Origin of the sequence: Vreelandella zhanjiangensis DSM 21076 (assembly GCF_000377665.1) — a bacterium.
Classification (GTDB): Bacteria; Pseudomonadota; Gammaproteobacteria; order Pseudomonadales; family Halomonadaceae; genus Vreelandella; species Vreelandella zhanjiangensis.
In genome coordinates, this window is sequence record NZ_KB898648.1 from 245,799 (window position 1) to 261,717 (window position 15,919).

General features: G+C 55.1%; 15 protein-coding genes. 6 read left to right on the forward strand and 9 right to left on the reverse strand.

Annotated features, from left to right (window positions below; genetic code table 11):
- Positions 1-351: 351 nt before the first annotated feature.
- Positions 352-1,113 (reverse strand): SDR family NAD(P)-dependent oxidoreductase, encoded by a 762-nt coding sequence (locus D467_RS0108245; protein WP_018917033.1) that lies wholly within the window; start codon positions 1,111-1,113, stop codon positions 352-354.
- A 227-nt stretch (positions 1,114-1,340) separates the two neighbouring features.
- Between D467_RS0108245 and D467_RS0108250 the strand changes: the two genes are divergently transcribed.
- On the forward strand, positions 1,341-1,634 hold the full coding sequence (locus D467_RS0108250) for a hypothetical protein (RefSeq protein WP_018917034.1): 294 nt from the start codon (positions 1,341-1,343) through the stop codon (positions 1,632-1,634).
- 174 nt (positions 1,635-1,808) lie between these two features.
- Positions 1,809-2,336 carry an HPP family protein gene (locus D467_RS0108255; protein ID WP_018917035.1) on the forward strand — a complete coding sequence of 176 codons (528 nt, stop codon included), beginning with the start codon at positions 1,809-1,811 and terminating at the stop codon, positions 2,334-2,336.
- 26 nt (positions 2,337-2,362) lie between these two features.
- Here the strand turns inward: D467_RS0108255 and D467_RS0108260 are convergent, their stop codons facing one another.
- A complete protein-coding gene (locus D467_RS0108260; protein WP_018917036.1) occupies positions 2,363-2,929 on the reverse strand; it encodes a gamma-glutamylcyclotransferase in 567 nt (188 codons plus the stop codon).
- A gap of 65 nt (positions 2,930-2,994) precedes the next feature.
- On the opposite strand from D467_RS0108260, the gene D467_RS0108265 reads away from it, so the two are divergent.
- Together D467_RS0108265 and D467_RS0108270 are read left to right on the forward strand one after the other, a co-directional pair.
- The gene (locus D467_RS0108265; protein ID WP_018917037.1) at positions 2,995-3,858 is read left to right on the forward strand and encodes a sirohydrochlorin chelatase; all 864 of its coding nucleotides are present in this window, start codon (positions 2,995-2,997) and stop codon (positions 3,856-3,858) included.
- A gap of 79 nt (positions 3,859-3,937) precedes the next feature.
- Entirely contained in the window at positions 3,938-5,527 is a 1,590-nt protein-coding gene (locus D467_RS0108270; protein WP_018917038.1) for an ABC-F family ATPase, read from the forward strand.
- A gap of 2 nt (positions 5,528-5,529) precedes the next feature.
- Here D467_RS0108270 and D467_RS0108275 read toward each other — a convergent pair whose 3' ends face one another.
- From D467_RS0108275 to D467_RS0108305, 7 genes are all read right to left on the reverse strand, one after another.
- Entirely contained in the window at positions 5,530-6,129 is a 600-nt protein-coding gene (locus tag D467_RS0108275; protein ID WP_018917039.1) for a cell division protein ZipA C-terminal FtsZ-binding domain-containing protein, read from the reverse strand.
- A 265-nt stretch (positions 6,130-6,394) separates the two neighbouring features.
- A complete protein-coding gene (locus D467_RS0108280) occupies positions 6,395-7,513 on the reverse strand; it encodes an alkene reductase (protein ID WP_018917040.1) in 1,119 nt (372 codons plus the stop codon).
- 246 nt (positions 7,514-7,759) lie between these two features.
- Positions 7,760-9,154, reverse strand: a complete 1,395-nt coding sequence (locus tag D467_RS0108285; protein ID WP_026285673.1) for a YfcC family protein — start codon at positions 9,152-9,154, stop codon at positions 7,760-7,762.
- Between the two features lie 174 nt (positions 9,155-9,328).
- Positions 9,329-9,700, reverse strand: coding sequence for a hypothetical protein (locus D467_RS0108290; RefSeq protein ID WP_018917042.1), 372 nt, complete (start codon positions 9,698-9,700; stop codon positions 9,329-9,331).
- Between the two features lie 143 nt (positions 9,701-9,843).
- Complete coding sequence (locus tag D467_RS0108295; protein WP_018917043.1) at positions 9,844-10,584, reverse strand: sulfite exporter TauE/SafE family protein; 741 nt, start codon at positions 10,582-10,584, stop codon at positions 9,844-9,846.
- 24 nt (positions 10,585-10,608) lie between these two features.
- A complete protein-coding gene (locus D467_RS0108300) occupies positions 10,609-11,289 on the reverse strand; it encodes a transglycosylase SLT domain-containing protein (protein WP_018917044.1) in 681 nt (226 codons plus the stop codon).
- A 74-nt stretch (positions 11,290-11,363) separates the two neighbouring features.
- Positions 11,364-12,782 (reverse strand): aminotransferase-like domain-containing protein, encoded by a 1,419-nt coding sequence (locus D467_RS0108305; RefSeq protein ID WP_018917045.1) that lies wholly within the window; start codon positions 12,780-12,782, stop codon positions 11,364-11,366.
- Between the two features lie 238 nt (positions 12,783-13,020).
- Here D467_RS0108305 and D467_RS0108310 point away from each other — a divergent pair, with 238 nt between their 5' ends.
- On the forward strand, positions 13,021-14,436 hold the full coding sequence (locus D467_RS0108310) for an APC family permease (RefSeq protein WP_018917046.1): 1,416 nt from the start codon (positions 13,021-13,023) through the stop codon (positions 14,434-14,436).
- 29 nt (positions 14,437-14,465) lie between these two features.
- Positions 14,466-15,917 (forward strand): NAD-dependent succinate-semialdehyde dehydrogenase, encoded by a 1,452-nt coding sequence (locus D467_RS0108315; protein ID WP_018917047.1) that lies wholly within the window; start codon positions 14,466-14,468, stop codon positions 15,915-15,917.
- Positions 15,918-15,919 lie beyond the last annotated feature (2 nt).

The following is a 15,919-nucleotide window of genomic DNA, read 5'->3' on the forward strand; positions in this document are numbered from 1 at the left end:
CAATTCGCTAGCAGCGCACGCTCGATGACGCTAGAGAGATGTATCAGGTGGCTTGTTATATATAACAAATAGAGGTTTAAAATATCTGGGTCAAGAGGCAGAAGGGTAGACATAGGGCGAAGAGGCCGCTGAAAGCCACAGCCAGGCGGGTTTAGCTGGAATGGTGAGGTGCAAATGAAGTGTGAAAAGCGTATTGCAGAGCAAGAGAGTGGCTTCGGTACAGAGGGCTTAAAGCTGCTGCGCGGTCAGGACATGGCATAGAGCGCATATCGCCATGATCATCACCGCACAGCCGTCAAACTTTCAGGCAGGCGTTTAAAAATGCTTACGCGTTTTATCTGCGCTTAGCCATTATTCGGCGTCGCGGTTGATGTTAAACGGCGACCACGCCTGGCGGACCGGCATGATTTCCAGACGGTTGATATTGATATGCGCAGGCAGCGTGGCGAGGTAATAAAGCTGCTCGGCAATATCTTCGGCCTGTAGCGGCGTGGTGCCGCGATAAAGCGCATCAGACGCCTCCTGGTTGCCCTTGGTGCGTACCAGCGTGAATTCAGTTTCTGCCATGCCGGGGGCAAGGTCGGTCACACGAATACCGGTGCCCAGCAGGTCACAGCGCAAGTTGTAGCTAAATTGCTGCACGAATGCTTTGGAGGCGCCATACACATGGCCGCCGGGGTAGGGCCACTGGCCAGCAACAGAACCAAGGTTAAGAATGCTGGCGCCTTCCCCCTGGGCAAGCAGGAGTGGAAGTGCGGCGTGGGTAACGTTAACCAGGCCCGTGATGTTGGTGTCGATCATGGTGTGCCAGTCTTTAAGATCGACCTTCTGTGCCGGTTCTGGAGCTAGCGCCAGACCTGCATTGTTGATCAGGCAGGTGAGTGGTAAAAAGCTTTCGGGTAGCTCGCCCAGTGCCTTGGTGACAGCATCGCTATCGCGAACATCCAGGGCCAGAGTGAGTACCGGCACCTGCTTGGAAAGCTCTTCCTCCAGCGCTTTTAAGCGCTCTTCCCGACGGCCGGTCAGAATCAATGACCAGCCGGCTTGTGCAAAACGCATGGCGGCGGCTTTACCAAAGCCAGAGGTAGCACCGGTAATTAAAACGCTAGGCATCGCGACGACTCCTTCATCAAGGGGGGCAAATAGGCTCAGCTCTAATGTAGCCTGTTTGGGCTTGTTTGATGAAGACTTGGTAAGTATTAATAAGCAGGCTGTATTTCCATGTCTGCTTTTAAAGTGATGATTTTCTAATTGCTCTATGTATAGCGCTTTGCTTTGCCCGCTGCTGTGTTTTAGCCGACAATGCAAAGCATCGCGATGGCTGAGCTTGAGGATTTTACATGCAGGGAAACGGATTTTTTGATCGGGTAGGCGAGACCATTGGCGATGTGATTCGTACAGTGGTGGAGTTTTTACTGGCTATCTTCACTAACTTCTTCGGTGCGTTGGAGGAGTTTGTCGATGGGTTAAGCCGCTCGCTGGGGATCAATGCTTCTTTCTTCAGTATTCTGGTACTGATTATCGGGCTTTGTCTGCTGTGGGGTGGCGTGAAAGCCATACTCCGCGGGTCGATATTCGGAGCCATTTTCAGAATTGTGCTGGCGCTATTTATTCTTTCTTGGCTAATAATGTAATTAAGAGTGCCAGACTGAAACATAAGTAAGCATGCTAAGTATTTGTATTGATAGCGTTAATTCGGGTAGGCGTTTAAGGCGTGAGTTCAGCTCATAACGCTATGACGATTTATCATTTGCCTATTTGTTGCAATTTGCCATCATTTCGCACTTCTTTAGTGCAAAGTGAGCGAGATGAAAACGTATCTTGGCAAAATGCGTGGCGAGCCGATTCAGCGTAATCGGGTAGGTTGGCAAGACGCCGTGTGGTCCTGGCTGGGGGCGTTTACCGGCATGGCGGTCATTTGCTGGTTAAGCGCCTCCTGGCTTTCCCAGCAGCTGCTGATTGTGGGCTCGTTTGGGGCAACGTCAGTACTCATTTATGCCGCCCCTGAAAGTCCCTTTGCCCAGCCAAGCCACGTGCTGTTTGGCAGCGTGCTTTCGGCCTGCATAGGCGTCGGCTGCTATCAGCTGCTCGGGGCGACGCCGATTTCCATGGCGCTTTCGGTATCTCTTTCAATTTTGGTAATGCAGCTAACCCATACCGTGCACCCGCCAGGTGCAGCGGCGGCTCTAATTGCCGTAGGCGGCGGTGCTAGCGTGCATCAACTGGGCTGGTGGTATCCGCTGTTGCCTATCGGCATGGGCTGCGTGGTAATGCTGGTGATCGCCATTCTGGTCAATAATCTGGCTCGCCATCGCCGCTACCCGCGCTACTGGTAACTCTTCAACGGTTAAGCCATTAATGCCTAAAGGCTATTTAACTGCTGCTCTAGTGCGAAGATATGCGCATCCTCAACCTTCAAGTGACGCAGCGCCTGGGCTAGATTGACCAGGTAGTCGCGGTTGGGGCCGCTAGGGCCGGAGGCGCGGGCAATCTGATTTGCCATGGCTTCAAGCGAGGCCGGCCCTAGAAAAGCAGGATTATCCTCGGTGGCCAGATACACCAATCCTTTTGTTTGCTCTTGAGAGCCATCGGTAAAGTATACCGGCGTCAACTCACGCAAATAGCCGTTTTTTTCGCGATGATCCAGCGGTGCCAAGGTTTCTGGCGTAATGCGGTAAGCCATACCATGGCAAATGGCGTCGGAAACAGGGGTTAATGTGACCACGCGTCCAGGGGATTCCAAGGTACCGCGATGGTCGTGGGAACCCTGCCAGAAGCGGCGCTCCCAACCGGTAATATAAGCGCTGCGTCTTTCCAGATACGCAAAATCCGCTTTCCAGATCAACGACCCGTAGCCAAATAGCCAGATGTCGGCGTTTTCATCCAAGTGGTTGCGCTGCTGGTTAATGGCCGTGGTATCGATCAACATGGGTAATCTGAATGTGGCTTAAAACGCCATGGTACCATGCCCTAGCACCTTCTTCTGGAGCGATCATGCGCGCTATTTTTCTCGTCGATAATGGCTCACTACGTCCGGCAGCCACGCTAAATTTACGCCGCGTGGCGGTTGCCCTCAGCCAGCAGATAGGCGAAACGGTACAGGCCGCCTCGCTGCTCCACTCCAATAAGATCCCCGCTGATCAACTCGATGGTACGCCCGCGCTGACCCTTGGCCCTGCGGCTGAGCGCAGCGCTGAGCAAGGGGCTACCGAGATCATCGTAGTGCCGTTCTTTTTCGGCCCGAGCAAAGCTTTGACCGGTTATTTACCCGAGCGCATGGCGACACTGCAGGCAACGTTCCCAAACGTTAGCGTGCGCGTCGCCCAGCCGCTGGTAGACGAGCGCGGTGGCAACGATCTGCGTTTGGCTCACCTATTGGCTGACAACGTGCGTGAGCACCTTAACGGCAAGCCGACTCGCGTTGCTCTTGTTGACCACGGCAGCCCGATTGCCGAGGTGACCGCTGTTCGTAATCGACTGGCCGGGCAGTTGAGTGCCCTTTTGGCAGACGACGCCTTGTGTGTAGCGGCAGCGTCAATGGAGCGGCGTGAGGGTGAAGAGTATCGCTTTAATGAGCCTCTTTTGGAAAACCTGCTGGACTCCGATGAGTTTCAGGCCGGGCCGGTAATTCTGGCCATGCTGTTTTTGTCACCTGGCCGCCACGCGGGTGAGGGCGGCGATATCGATGAGATCTGTCGCGCGGCACAAAAGCGTCATTCAGCGCTTAGCGTGGTGACCACAAAGCTTGTGGGCGAGCATCCAGACGTTGTGGATATTCTCTATTCCCGGTTGCGCCAAGCAATTGATGGCGAACGTTTTCTGCTCAAGCTGCCTGCGCTGCCCCGTACGCCACATTAGTCGATAGGTGTAACCACGCCCAAGAGCGCGTAGAATCGCGAGCCTTTGTACGCGCAATTCGCCAACCAGGGTCCACATCTTGATCGCTACCGCCAATATCACCATGCAGTTTGGGGCCAAGCCCCTGTTTGAAAACGTTTCCGTCAAATTCAATAACGGCAATCGCTACGGTCTGATTGGCGCCAACGGTTGCGGTAAATCGACCTTTATGAAGATCCTGGGCGGTGAACTTGAGCCCTCTTCGGGTCAGGTCATGCTGGATCGCAGCACGCGGCTGGGTAAGCTGCGTCAGGATCAGTTCGCCTATGAAAACGAGCGGGTCATCGATACCGTGATCATGGGTAATACTGAGCTTTGGAAGGTTGCCGCCGAGCGCGAACGTATCTACAGCCTGCCGGAAATGAGCGAAGAAGACGGAATGGCCGTGGCCGACCTTGAAGTACGCTTTGCCGAGCTTGACGGCTACACCGCCGAAGCCCGCGCGGGCGAACTGCTTCTGGGTCTGGGGATTCCCATTGAGCAGCACACAGGGCCGATGAGTGAAGTGGCTCCCGGCTGGAAGCTGCGCGTGCTGTTAGCCCAGGCGCTGTTTTCAGACCCTGATGTGCTACTGCTCGACGAGCCTACCAACCACCTGGATATCAACACCATCCGCTGGCTGGAAGATATTCTGACGGCGCGTAACAGCACCATGATTATCATCTCGCACGACCGTCACTTCTTAAACAGCGTATGTACGCATATGGCGGATCTGGATTACGGTGAGATTACCCTGTTCCCGGGTAACTATGATGACTACATGACGGCGGCAACCGCCGCGCGTGAGCGTCAGCACTCGGATAACGCCAAGAAAAAAGCCCAGATTGCTGAGCTTCAGCAGTTTGTCAGCCGCTTCTCGGCGAACGCCTCAAAAGCCAAGCAGGCGACCTCGCGGGCGCGCCAGATCGATAAAATCAAGCTCGAAGACATCAAGCCTTCCAGCCGGGTAAGCCCGTTTATCCGCTTTGATCAGAACAAGAAGATTCACCGCAATGCGGTCAACGTGGACGCGATTACCAAAGGCTATGATGGCAGTGAGCCGCTGTTCGACCGGTTCTCAATGACTGTCGAAGCCGGTGAGCGTATCGCAATCATCGGCCCCAACGGTATCGGCAAGACAACCTTGCTGAAAACCTTGGCGGGCGATCTGCGCCCCGATAAAGGCGAAGTGAAGTGGACTGATGCGGCCGACGTTGGCGTATTTGCTCAGGACCACGCCGATGACTTTGCCGTCGATATGACGCTCTTCGAGTGGATGGGGCAGTGGACCCAGGGTGGGGAGCAGGTAGTGCGCGGGGCGCTGGGGCGCATGCTGTTCTCAAGCGACGATATCGGAAAGTCCATTAAGGTTATTTCCGGTGGTGAGCAGGGGCGGATGCTGTTTGGCAAGCTAACCCTGACCAACCCTAACGTGCTGCTGATGGATGAACCGACTAATCACCTGGATATGGAGTCTATTGAGGCGCTTAACCTGGCGCTGGAAAACTATCCAGGCACGTTGCTGTTCGTAAGCCACGACCGTGAGTTCGTCTCAAGCCTAGCCACGCGCATTATCGATATGCAGCCAGAAGGCATTGTCGATTTCAGCGGCAGCTATGACGACTACCTGCGTAGCCAAGGCGTTGTGTAAGGCTAGCCAATAATCTGCTGGTAAGTCTCTTCGGTAGCGCTTTGATGCTGGGTATCCAACACATCGGCGTTAAACAGCGCTGCCGCTTCTTTCGCAATCGCCACAAAGGCAATCATCTGTTGATTGCGGCGTTTGCGCAAAGGTGGCTTAACGATCAGGCTGATGCCTTTGATAGGATCGTCAGCGCTTTCGTCTCTGAATAGATCCGGCAGCTCGCCAGGTAAGAAAGCGTTGGCAATCGTAATGGGATTGGCGGGTTGTTGACCGGCGACCAGAAATATCTTCTTTAACGGGTCGTAGTCGGCATTGATCTGTTTAAGCCACTGGGTAAGCGTCTGCTCGGTGACTTGCCCGGGTTCCGCAAAAATAATAAATAAAGAGTGCTGAGAAACCTTGGCGGCAGGTTTGGCATGGACAGGGGCGGGCGCTGGTTCGGGCACGTCGCTCACGGCCACTTTCTCTTGCGACTGTTTTTTCAAGACGGCTTGCGCCTTTTTGCGCTGCCGAATGGGGCGAACGATAAACACGAAAAGAGCCAACGCCACGCAGCCCAATAGCATGGAACCCAGTGCCAGTAGTGTTGCCAGCGATGTATTTTCCAAAACTTGCCTCTCCTTGTTTTTCGATCATTGATACTACCGTTTCCATGGACTATTTCATGGTCACTATTCCATAACGACTATGGCTGCTTGAGCCGCAACATGGCGGTAGCAAAGCAAACGCGTCTTGGGCGTCATCCCCGCTCTGCTTTGTACAGCCTCTTAGACTACCAGCCTTTCCCGACGTTGAAGCATAAAAAAAGCACTACCTAAGTAGTGCTTGGGATAGTTCTTTTCAATCAGTTAGCGTTTAAAGCCTACGCCATGGTTAGCCAATACGGTCATAACCGTTATCCATGAACGGATAGTCGGTATAGCCTTTCTCGTCACCACCGTAAAACGTGTCGTGATTGGGTTGGTTAAGCGTAGCCCCTACACGAAAGCGCTCGGCCAAGTCAGGATTGGCAATATAGGGTCGCCCGAATGCCACCACATCGGTAGTTTTATCGTTAATACGCGCTTCGGCGTGTTCGGCATCGTAGTTACCGCAGTAGATCAGACTGCCGGTAAAGCGCTCGCGCATCTGCTCACGAAAACCGTCAGGGAACTGGATGTCGCCACCCGCCCAGTTAGGTTCGTTCAAGTGCAGGTAGGCAAGACCGCGCTTGGAAAGCTGCTCTGCCATATAGAAGGCCATCTCTTTCGGCTCATCATCGGTCAGGCCGAACAGTTCGATGAACGGCGTCATACGAATGCCCACCCGATCTGCGCCATACACCTCAATGACCGCATCAATGACCTCTAGCGGGAAGCGGGCGCGGTTTTCGATCGAGCCACCGTATTGATCGGTACGCTGATTGGTGCCCGTCGCCAGAAACTGGTTGAGCAGGTAAGCGTTGGCCGCGTGTACTTCCACCATGTCAAAACCGGCACGCTTGGCGCGAACGGCGGCCTGGCGGTAGTCGTCCACAATGCCGGGAATTTCGTCGGCCTCCAGCGCACGGGGTGTGCTGGTGGGGTGCTGCCCGGCGGTACCGTCTTCAAACTCAACAAAGCACTGGGCGCCTTCGCCTTTCAATGCGCTAGGTGCCACTGGCTGCTCGCCGTTGGGTTGAACCATTTCATGAGAAACGCGGCCAACGTGCCACAGCTGTAGCGCAATACGTCCGCCTTTAGCATGTACGGCATTGACGACGCCTTGCCAGCCAGCTTCCTGTTCGTCGGTCCAGATACCCGGCGTGTAAACATAGCCGCGTGCGGTTGGAGAAATGTTGGTGGCCTCACTGATGATCAAGCCCGCGCCAGCACGCTGGCCGTAATAGGCTTCCTGCATCTTGCCAGGAACACTATCGGGAGTACGAGAGCGGGTAAGCGGTGCCATGATCACTCGATTGGGAATCGACAGGCTACCAAGTTTGGCCGGGGTAAAAAGCGTTTCATACGCCATGCAGTGAACTCCTTTTGTGCGCTTGGTTTAAAGTGATGGTTAGAATAGACCAGTTTACTAGTAAGCGCCAAATTGTTGCTTCCTAAATTTGACTAGCCCCTTCCACCAAGCTCGTTGATACGAATGGCAGCTTATGCAAGTGGGAGCAGATGTGCGGAAAAGAAGATGCCTACCAAGCGACGCAGAACGCCGCTTGATAGGCTTGTCAGGAAATCAGGACGTGGTGAAGAACGTTTAATGGCTTATTTAATAGCCGACCAGATGCCCGACGATCAATCCGACCCAGGCCAGCATATAGACCAGCGCCATAAAGGGCAGAATAGCTTTTAGCCACTGTGCGTAAGAAACGCGCCCCAGCGCGAGCATGGCCAGCGTGCCACCTGAGGTGGGGATAATCAGATTCGTTAAGCCATCGCCTACCTGAAAGGCAGTAATCATCAGTTGCCGGCTCATGCCGACAAGATCAGCGACAGGGATGAGAATAGGCATGGTTACCAGCGCCTGGCCGGAGCCTGAGGGTATAAATAGATTGATTACCCCTTGCACCACGCTTGCCATGATAGCGGAAAGCACCGAAGGCATGCCGTCGATCAGTGAGCTAAGCGAGTTAACGATGGTATCGATAATGACCGCCTGCTCTAGAATAACCTGAATGGAAGCCGCCAGACCGATCACTAACGCACCCGCCGTTACGCTGGCCGCACCTTCTATCATTTGCTTGGCAATGCCGTTGGCCGACAAACCATTGATAGCCCCAATCAAGATAGCCAGCAGTAAGAAGATTCCTGCAATTTCATTAATGTACCAGCCGCGGGTAAAAACACCGGCCAGCATGGCAATCAAACCGCCGACAAAAACAATCAGGGTAAGCACATTGCGCCCGGAAAGCCGGTACTCACTTAAATGTTTGCTGAGTGACTCCGCGTTGTCAGGTTCTTGAAACTCCATTTTCACGACGCGCTTACAGATATACGCTGCCAGCAAGCCAAGTGATGACAGCACTAACAGTGTTCTAAGCCAGGCACCTGAGAAGGTGGGTAATTCAGCAATGCCCTGGGCGACCCCTACGGTATAAGGGTTAATCGGTGAAAGGGCAAAACCTATCCCAATACCCCCAACGGCCATTGTAGTGCCCACTAAACTTGAGCAACCAATGGCGCTGGCAATCAGGACGGCGATGGGTACCAGGGCGATATTATTTTCAAAACCGACGGCAATACCGAAAAAGCCATAGATAAAGGTGCCTACCGTGATAATGACATTGCGCCGCTCGACGCCAACACGGTTAACGGCAACGCCAATCACGTTTTCCAACGCGCCTGTCTTTTGCAGAATATGAAAAAGGCCGCCGGCGATAAATACGATAAACAGGTAGCGAGAGGCGTTAATTAATCCTTCAGGAATAGCCACGAAGATATTAAATAAGGGAATGTTGGCAACATTATCGAGATAGGTGAATGAACCGGGTACAACAACGGTGCGGCCATCTTGCGTAATACGCTCAAATTCACCGGCAGGAATAATAAAGGTCAGCAGATATGTCGCGACCAGTATTATGAAAATGAGCACCATGGGATCAGGGACTACTCGGTACCACTTTTTCGGTTTTTCGTGATCGGGCAGGGGAGTTTGTTCAGTCATGAGGGACCTTTTTAGAATTGATGCTTTAGTATCGAGTGCTCATTTTAAATCAACATCAGAGAAGAATGTGTCAAGCAGAGTGACCAATAGGCCCTCGCGTGTACGAAAAGGTATATCCATACACGCGAGGGCCTATCTATCAGAAAACAGGTGAGAACTATAAGAGCGCGATAATTATCGGCGCAGCCAAAGCCAGCGGCGTTTGGAAGGCACTGCCATCATTTGAAGCGCGGTATCAAGCGGCAGCATGATAGCCGCTAGCTGGCGGTAGCACAGGGCGCTACTCAGCACGCCCGGGCACTGCTTTAACAAGAGCTCACATTGCTGTGAGGCAACAAATAATTGCTCGACCGTGGGCGCAGCAAACAGCGGTTTGGCCTGTTGGCTGCAGCGCATCAGCTCGCGCGATAACATCGAAAGCATTCCCGCATCCAGCCAGCAGGGGAGCGGGTCGTCCAGGCGACCTGCGATCGAGTGTTGAATCGCTTCAAACGAGGTTCGTAAAAACACGATGGTTTGGCGAAGCTGTCGCTGTTCACTGGTCATGTCGCTTACCTGCGTATTATTACTGGCTAAATGATTCCAAAAAGATATTGTTTCTCATTTTCATCTATCGAGACGATAGCGCCAGACAATTGCCCTGTCAATCAAAGGTGCGGGCTTTGCGTATTGCCCAGCACCTTTAATGTTTAACGGCTAAGCAGGTAAATCCCTTGGGCAAAATAGAACACGCCAATACCGGTGACAATCCAGCGAGTCCATGTGCGGAAGTTGGCATCGGTCAGGCGATGCAGAATGCGTGTGCCCGTTTGGGTACCTAGAATGGCAAACGGCGCTGCCAGCAGTACCATGCCCCATTCCCCAGTGCTAAGCGAAAGTGCGGCACCCAGGTAAAAGAGAATTTTAATACTATGGGCAACCACCTGGATCATCGCCTTGGTGGCCACGACCTGGCGGCGATCCATATGCGAGCGGACGAAGAAGATATCAATCAGCGGCCCCGAAACCCCGGCGGCAATGGTTAACCCACCAGACGCCATGCCGCAACACAGCGCATGGCTTTTGCGATTAGCGTCCAGATGAAACCAGCGCTTGGGCATCCACACCAGAACCGGCATCAGACCGATGAGGATCGAGACGGTGGCCGCATTGGGGCTGTAGTTAAACAGCAGCAGCAGCCCCGCTGCGCTCAGCACGCCCAGCGTCATAAACGCGACAATACGCCAGACAATAAATCGCCGCGATAGCCACGCACGTGAGCCGTTGGCGGTAAGTTGGATCACGCCATGCACCGCCATGGCAGTGCCCGCAGGAAAAATAATCAGCAAAAACCACAGCAGCACCAAGCCGCCCGCCATGCCGAAGATGCCTGACAGCATCGAGGTTAAAAAGACAACAAAGACAAACGCTGAACCGATGAGTAGTGACATGTTAGGGCTTCTTAACGACGGCAATTAACTACGGCAAAAGGGCCAGACCTGATAAAAACGGCGGCATTGAAACTCGGCTTCGCAAGCATTGAGCTGGGCCTGATAGCGGCTTGTGCGGGTAGCAATCTGTTGCCCGGCGCGCAATACATGCGGCTTATTACGGTAAGTACCGCGTCGATAGCCGCCAGCCCCTTCGTGATAGGCGTAGTAGAGGTGTTCTGGGTTGGTCAGTGAAATGCCCGCCTGCTGCTGGGAGCGGCGGTTATACCAGCCGATAAAGTCAGTGGCGTGCTTCATGCTGGTACGCCGGGCAAATAGGCTGCCGGCCTGGTCGCGGTACTCGCCCCATACCGGGTCCTGCGCTTGGGCATAGCCTTTTGCCGAAGAGGGGCGAGGGCCGGGAATAAAGCCAAGGTAGTACTTGCGATCCGGGCGGACATGGCTTTTGAAGGAAGATTCCTGCTGAATGAACGCCATCTGGGTAGCAATTGAGGTACCCCATTTTGCCTGGGAATCCCGCGCGTAGTCGTACCAGGTAGGCTGTTCGCGGAATATCTCGCAGATATTGCTCTGATCCTGCGGAGGGTTGGGCGCAAACGTTGCACAGCCTGAAAGCAGTAGAACGATGCCGATCAGTCCCCAGGTGCGTAATGTCATGCACCAGGACAACGTCGCAGCGGAAAAACTATCAACAGGGCGAAGCATGATGAGTTCCTTGTGGATAATATTGTCGTCACTGACTTTTTTATGATTATGGATATCAGGTTTTTTATAGGCGGCTAGCGTAACAGGTTTTCCAGACAGCGGCGCAGCCGCTGAGCCTCGCGGGCCAGCGTCTCACCTGAAAGCATCCCCACCCCCATTACCAAACCAACGCGTGGGTCATTCGCGGCGCACACCGGGCTTAAAGGGCGCACGATCAAATGTTCCTTAAGCAGTGCTTGGGCAAGCTTTACGTCATCAATAGGCGGTTCAAATTCCACGCACAGGCTGATGGCGCTACTGGGCGGTGAAATACGCTTCAGCCGAGGCAAGGTACGCAGCTGGTCATGCATTACCTGTTGGCGGCCCAGGTAATCGCGCTGAATGCGCCGGCACCAGGCGTCCAGGTCACCATCAAAGATAAACTGGGCGAGTACCGCCTGATCCAGCATTCTCCCCTCCCGAAACAGCTCGCTGCGCAGGCGATTCATGGGTTCGGATAGCTGGCGCGGCACCACCAAATAGCCCAGCCGTAGGCCGGGAAACATCATTTTGGAAAAAGAGCCCACCAGAAAGTGACGCTCAGACTGTGGATCAAACAGCAGATTGGCATGGTCGTCGCGGCTGAACTCGTAGTCATCTTCAATGATGTACGCAGACGCTAACGCATCACACAGGCGCTGCTTATCGTGAGCGCTGGTGGGCACGCTAAGCGGGTAGTGATGGGAGCCGGTGAGATACGTGAGCTGCACAGGGGCAGACGCCACGGGTAGGTTATGGCCCTGGCCGGGCTGCCACGGCAACATTTCAATATTTAACCCTGCAGCGGTAAATACGTTGCGCGCTCCCCAGTAGCAGGGCGACTCCATTACCACGGTATCTCCCACATCCGCCAAGGCCACGGCGCACAGTTCAATACCGTTGTGCGTACCATCGGTAATAATGATCTGATCAATATCGCAGCGAATATTGCGCCAACGCTCCAGAAAATCGCGTATTGCACGCTTTAAAGGCCCGTAGCCACCGGTCGAGTAGGAGAGCAACAAGGCGTTTTGCGGCACGGTCACGCTGGAATATAGCTGGCGCCACTTACGCATGGGGAACTGGGCAATATCCGGAATGCCCGGCACAAAGGCACCGCTTTGAATCAGACTGGCGCCTGGGCCTTGGAGTACTTTCTGCGCGCGTTGAGAAAGCGGGCGTTCCTGAATAAAGGCAGCCGGTTTGGTTGCTGGCTTACGGGTCCAGGTGCCCTGGCCGTGGGCCGTTTTAAGCAAGCCTTCGTTAAGTAGCGTATTGATCGCTAACGCCAGCGTTTGACGGGCGACCCCCAGGCTTTCTGCCAGCTTGCGATGAGCCGGCAAACGCATCCCCGAAGGCCACTCCTGAGTAATCGCATAGCGCAGTGCCTGTTCGATACGCACCTGCTTGCTCAGCCGTTCAGGTTGAAGTGCATAAAGATGCACAAGTTGGTGCACGACCTGTTCACGCTCCATTAAAAGCCCCTTTATCTCCTCCAAAAGCCCTAATAGTGCGGGCTTTCAAATGATTAACGTGAGTCGATTGCGCACCAATATGGTGCAAGCCAAAAGTGGTCTAGTTAAACACAAAAGTGGTATATACGCGTTCTTTGCCCAGCCTGCTAGCGTGTTGAGATACCGTTTAAATCGGTATCAGGATACTGCGCCATAGAGCGCCTACGACAACATCCAATAACTTGCAGGACACTTAGCCATGACCGCTCCCTCTTCTGAACAGGATAAGCTCGTCCGGGTACTCGCCCGCGGCGATGTATTGGCACTCGCCTTTGGCGCCATGATTGGCTGGGGCTGGATTGTTCTTACCGGCACGGCGATTCAATCGGCTGGCAGCCTGGGCGCTATTCTAGCCTTTATCGTCGGCGGTTTAGCTATTGTACTCGTGGGCCTGACCTACGCCGAGCTCGCCTCTGCCATGCCCAAAGTGGGCGGTGAGCACGTTTACAGCTATCGTGCCCTGGGCCATTTGCCCTCCTTTCTATGTACCTGGGCGATCATCCTCGGCTACTTGAGCGTGGTGGCGTTTGAAGCCGTCGCACTGCCCACGGTTATCGAACACCTAGCGCCTAATTACGCCGTTGGGCACCTGTGGACGATTGCCGGCTGGGAAGTAAAAGCCACCTGGGTGGCCGTAGGTGTGGGCGGTTCGCTCGCCATGATGCTGATCAACTACTTCGGTGTTACTACCGCCTCGCTGGTACAGAAGGTTGTTACCGGCATGATTCTCCTGGCGGGCGTGATGTTTGTGACAGGCTCCCTGTTTGAGGGTGAGGCCATCAACATGATGCCGCTTTTTGCCCAAGGTGATAACGGCACCATGGCGGGGATCATTGCGGTGTTAGTCATGGTGCCCTTCCTGTTTGTGGGCTTCGACGTCATCCCCCAGGCTGCGGAAGAGATCAATCTGCCTTATAAAGCCATCGGTAAGGTGCTGATGCTCTCGGTCATCCTGGCGGTCGTGTGGTACGCGCTGATTATCCTGGCGACCAGCCTGGCGCTTGACAGTTCTGAGCTTGCCGCAAGCTCCTTGAGCGTCCCGGACGCCATGGGCGCGCTGTTTAACGCTTCCTGGGCCAGCAACTTGATGGTAGTGGCAGGTATTGCCGGCATCATTACCAGCTGGAACGCGTTCTACATTGGCGGCTCGCGGGCCATCTATGCGCTGGCTAAAGCCGGCATGCTGCCCGCGCCGTTTGGCAAGCTGCACCCGCGCTACAAGACGCCCACCAACGCCATCTTCCTGATGGGCTTTCTCTCCTGCATCGCACCGTTTTTTGGTCGCCCGGCGCTGGTCTGGATCGTTAACGCCGGTGGCCTGGGGATCGTGATTGCGTACCTCTTTGTAGCCATCTCCTTTATGGTGCTGCGCGTTCGTGAGCCGGATATGCCGCGCCCGTTCCGCATTCGTCACGGAAAACTGTGCGGCACCCTGGCCATCGTCCTTTCATTTGGCATGGCCTGCCTCTATCTGCCGGGCAGTCCGGCCGCGTTGAGCGGTGCGGAGTGGAGCATTTTTGCTGGCTGGTCGGTATTGGGCATTGCGCTGTATATCCACGCGCTCTACACCTACGGCCGCGCCTATAGCGACCGGCACATGATGGCGGATCTGTAAGCCGTCTACGACATTCACAGGAGCATTGCATGAGCTTTATTGAAAAGTGGTTGCACGAAGCCGTCCCCGCCCTGGTAGGCGGCGAGTGGCGCAAGGGCACAGAGACCTTTGCCGTGGACAATCCCGCCACCGGCGAGACCATCGCCCGCGTTGCAGAATTAAACGCAGAGGATACCCGTGATGCGGTCGCCGCCGCTTATGAAGCAGGTAGCGCTTGGCGCGCTACCCCGGTAAAACAGCGCTCGGCCCTGCTGCGCCGCTGGTTTGAATTGATCACTGAACATGCCGATGACTTAGCGCGGCTGATGACCTTGGAGCAGGGCAAGCCGCTTTCGGAAGCCAAGGGCGAGGTCACTTACGGCGCCTCGTTTATCGAGTTTTTCGCTGAAGAAGCCAAGCGTATGGCCGGGGAAACTCTTCCAAGCCACGGCGCCGACAAGCGCCTGTTAGTACTGCGCGAGCCGGTAGGCGTAGTTGCCGCGATCACGCCCTGGAACTTCCCGCTGGCGATGATTACCCGCAAGTGCGCCCCGGCGCTCGCCGCCGGCTGCACCGTGGTGATTAAGCCCGCTGAAGCGACGCCCTTAACCGCACTGGCCGCGGCTTATCTTGCCCTGGAAGCGGGCCTGCCTGCAGGCACCATCAACGTGGTGACCGCCTCCAAACCAGCGGAAGTCGGCGAAGTGCTCACCACCGACCCGCGGGTGCGCAAGGTATCGTTCACCGGCTCCACACCGGTGGGTAAGCGCCTACTCGCCCAATGCGCCAGCACCGTGAAGAAGACCGCCATGGAGCTGGGCGGCAACGCGCCGTTTATCGTGTTTGACGACGCCGACGTGGACGCTGCGGTGGACGGTGCTATCGCCTCCAAATTCCGCAACGCCGGGCAGACCTGCGTGTGCACCAACCGCTTTCTGGTCCAGGACGGCATTTACGATACGTTCGTCGAGAAGCTCACCCAACGTGTGAGTGCGTTGAAGGTGGGTGACGGCTTGACGGAAGGCAACACCATCGGCCCGCTGATCAATCAGGCCGCGGTCGATAAAGTACAGCGCCACGTCGACGACGCCATGAACCAAGGTGCGCGCCTGATGTGTGGCGGTGAGCACCACACCGCTGGCGCTCGCTTCTTTACGCCTACGGTACTCGCCGATGTGACGACCGCCATGGCCGTGGCCGATGAAGAAACGTTTGGCCCCGTCGCGCCCGTATTTCGGTTTACGCGTGATGAAGAGGCCATCCAGATGGCCAACGATACGCCGTTCGGCTTGGCAGCCTACTTTTACGCCACCGACTACCGCCGCATCTGGCGCACCATGGAAGCGCTTGAATACGGCATGGTCGGCGTCAACGAAGGCCTCATCTCGACCGAGCTTGCCCCGTTTGGCGGTGTAAAAGAGTCCGGCTTGGGCCGTGAAGGCTCCCACCACGGTCTCGATGAATTTACTGAATTGAAATACGTCTGCGTCGGCGGCTTATAAGG